Genomic DNA, 3,169 nt, shown 5'->3' with positions numbered 1-3,169 from the left:
GAGTCGGGTAGGCCGCCGGCGAGGTGCCCTGGTTGGGTCCTTTTCCGTCGGCCCCCGCCGAACCCGCCGGGCGGCGTTAACCGCAACGGGCTCTCCAGTGGTTATGCCGTGGGTTGCGTGGTAGGTCGTCCGGCGTGGATGGCTTCGTGGCATGGCCGGCAGGTGACGAGTGTCTTGCGCCGTCGCATGGCCATGAGCCGGACCCACGTCGGCTTCTCGCGTCGTCCTGGTTTGTCGAGGTCCGCGAGGTGGCGGATGTGGTGGACTTCCACCTGGTCCGTTGACCCGCATATCTCGCACGCGCCCGCGAGGAGCCGGTGAATCAGCTCGTTTCCGCGGGTTGTAGCCAGGACGGGCTTGTGATCTTCGAGGGTTGCCGTGGGCTGGCGGTGTAGCGGTATGCCGCCGAATCGTGCGACCAGTGGTTTCCTTGTGTCGCTGCGCGGGACGGTGCCCTTGAGCGCTGCGCATAACACGCCGACGATCTTTGATCGGCGGTTCGGTATAGAGCCGGGCCGGTCTGATCGGAGGTCGGCGTAATGGTTGTCTTATCCGATTTGGTGCCGAGTCTGGACGCCGAGTTGCAGCGTCTGGGCTACAAGGACTCGACGATGGTCTGGTACCGGGGTTGCTGGCGCCGTCTGCAGCGCTACTTCGCCGGCCGTGGCGTCGTGGAGTTCTCCCTGGACGTGGCGATGAGCTGGGTCGACGAGACGTGTGGGTTCTTCGTGAAGGAGCGTGCGGGCTCGCTCAAGGAGAACGACGTCTACCTGTTCCGGGTCGCGTCGATGCTCGATTCCTACGCGGTGCACGGGGCGGTGCTGCGCCGCTACACGAGGTCCGTCGACAGGTTGACCGCGGACGAGGCCAGGGTGCTTGCCCGGTTCACGGCGTCGCTGCGGGCCGCGGGGCAGGCACCTTCGATAGTGCGGACCTATACGACGCTGGCCGGGGAGTTCGTCGCGTTCGTGGGCACCCGGGGCGGGTTGCCGCGTCTGGATGCCCGGGTTCTCGACGCGTTCGTCGCGACGCTGGCGGGCTACCAGTACAAGACCGTCGAGCAGAAGATGTGCGCGGTGCGCTCGTTCCTGCGGTTCGCGTCCGCCGGCGGCCTCGTCGAGCCTGCCATCCTCGATGTGGTCCCGTCGGTGCGCTCGAGCAGGCAGGCCAGGGTCCCGGCGGTGTGGGCTCCCGGCGAGGTCGCCCGGATCCTGGCCGCGATCGACCGGGGCAACCCGTGTGGGAAACGCGACTACGCGATGATCCTGCTGATCGCCGCGCTCGGGCTGCGCAGCATCGACGTCAAACGGCTGCGGTTCGCCGACATTGACTGGCGGGCCAACCGGCTCACCGTGGTCCAGGCCAAGACCGGCCAGCGCGTCGAGCTCCCGCTGCTCAAGGACGCCGGCTGGGCGGTGATCGACTACATCCGGCACGGTCGGCCGGCCTGCGACGCCCCGGAGGTGTTCATCCGGCACACCGCCCCGATCGGCTCGTTCTCCGACCAGGACCACCTCCACCAGATCCTGGTCAAGTACGCCCGGATCGCGCACGTGCCGGTGAGCGAACAGCGCCGGCACGGCATGCACTCGTTGCGTCACACGCTGGCGACGACGTTGAGGCAGGGCGGATTCAAATGGTCGTAGCGACGCCCCGATAGGATGATCGTGATGGCGTCGAGGGCTGGATGGTGGATGGGTCTGCGGGAGCGGTTGACGGTGGAGGACCGCGAGGTTATCTCGCGGGAGTTGAGTCAGGAGCGTTCGGCTCGGTATATCGCGGCTGTGCTCGGCCGTCATCATTCGGGGATCTCTCGGGAGATTGAGCGTAACGGTGGTGCCGCGGCGTATCGGGCGGTGGATGCGCAGGCGCGGTGTGACCTGATGTGCGCCCGCCCGAAGGAGCGGAAACTCGTCGCGTCGAAGGAGCTGCACGACGCGGTGAACGCCGGCCTGGTTGAGAAGTGGTCACCGAAGCAGATCGGCGAGAGACTGCGCAAGGACTTTCCCGACGACGAGAGCATGCGCGTGTCTCACGAGACGATCTACGAGTGCCTCTATCTCCAGGCCCGCGGCGAGCTGCGGACCGAGCTGAAGATCGCGCTACGCCAGGGCCGGACCAGGCGGGTCAACCGGTCGCGCAGCATCCTGACCAGGGGCGGGATCGTCGACATGGTCAACATCGGCGAGCGGCCGAAGGAGGCCGAGGACCGCGCCGTCCTCGGGTTGTGGGAGGGCGACCTGATCATCGGAAAGGGGAACAGGTCGCAGATCGCGACGCTGGTCGAGCGCACGACCCGGTTCGTGATGCTCGTGCGTATCCCATACGACCGCAACGCTGACAAGGTCGCTTACCTCCTGGCGAAGAAGATGGAGACCCTGCCCGAGTTCATGCGGAACTCCGTTACATGGGACCAGGGTAAGGAGATGGCCCGGCACGCCGACTTCACCGTCCGCACGGGCATGCCGGTTTATTTCTGCGACCCACATTCACCGTGGCAGCGCGGCTCGAACGAGAACACCAATGGCCTACTACGCCAGTACTTCCCAAAGAGCACCGACCTGTCCTTGCACACCCAGGAAGAGCTTGATATGGTGGCCGCACAGCTGAATGGGAGGCCACGGCAGACGCTCAGGTGGGCGAAGCCGATCGAGGCTTTCACCGAATTGCTGGAAAGTCATGCGTCGCCATGACCACTTGATTCCGCCTTCCAGGTCACCGTCCCGCGCAGCGACGGAAGGAAACCACTGGTCGCACGATTCGGCGGCATACCGCTACACCGCCAGCCCACGGCAACCCTCGAAGATCACAAGCCCGTCCTGGCTACAACCCGCGGAAACGAGCTGATTCACCGGCTCCTCGCGGGCGCGTGCGAGATATGCGGGTCAACGGACCAGGTGGAAGTCCACCACATCCGCCACCTCGCGGACCTCGACAAACCAGGACGACGCGAGAAGCCGACGTGGGTCCGGCTCATGGCCATGCGACGGCGCAAGACACTCGTCACCTGCCGGCCATGCCACGAAGCCATCCACGCCGGACGACCTACCACGCAACCCACGGCATAACCACTGGAGAGCCCGTTGCGGTTAACGCCGCCCGGCGGGTTCGGCGGGGGCCGACGGAAAAGGACCCAACCAGGGCACCTCGCCGGCGGCCTACCCGACTC

4 protein-coding genes are annotated in these 3,169 nt (G+C 66.2%); 3 read left to right on the top strand and 1 reads right to left on the bottom strand.

Going from position 1 to position 3,169, the window contains the following annotated elements; all coding sequences use genetic code 11:
- Nucleotides 1–101: 101 nt before the first annotated feature.
- Nucleotides 102–476, bottom strand: a complete 375-nt coding sequence (locus BCD48_RS55805) for an HNH endonuclease (RefSeq protein ID WP_491677156.1) — start codon at nucleotides 474–476, stop codon at nucleotides 102–104.
- Between the two features lie 63 nt (nucleotides 477–539).
- Here BCD48_RS55805 and BCD48_RS21045 point away from each other — a divergent pair, with 63 nt between their 5' ends.
- From BCD48_RS21045 to BCD48_RS55800, 3 genes are read left to right on the top strand one after another with little or no spacing between them, the layout of a single operon-like run.
- Nucleotides 540–1,646, top strand: a complete 1,107-nt coding sequence (locus tag BCD48_RS21045; RefSeq protein WP_198543328.1) for a tyrosine-type recombinase/integrase — start codon at nucleotides 540–542, stop codon at nucleotides 1,644–1,646.
- Nucleotides 1,647–1,694: 48 nt separating this feature from the next.
- Nucleotides 1,695–2,693, top strand: coding sequence for an IS30 family transposase (locus BCD48_RS21040; protein ID WP_071050124.1), 999 nt, complete (start codon nucleotides 1,695–1,697; stop codon nucleotides 2,691–2,693).
- 54 nt (nucleotides 2,694–2,747) lie between these two features.
- Nucleotides 2,748–3,068 carry an HNH endonuclease gene (locus BCD48_RS55800; RefSeq protein WP_349308039.1) on the top strand — a complete coding sequence of 107 codons (321 nt, stop codon included), beginning with the start codon at nucleotides 2,748–2,750 and terminating at the stop codon, nucleotides 3,066–3,068.
- The last annotated feature ends 101 nt before the right edge of the window (nucleotides 3,069–3,169 follow it).

Origin of the sequence: Pseudofrankia coriaricola (assembly GCF_001854805.1) — a bacterium.
Classification (GTDB): domain Bacteria; phylum Actinomycetota; class Actinomycetes; order Frankiales; family Frankiaceae; genus Pseudofrankia.
The sequence above is the reverse complement of the archived record's forward strand: the minus strand, read 5'-3'. Positions and strand labels throughout refer to the sequence as shown.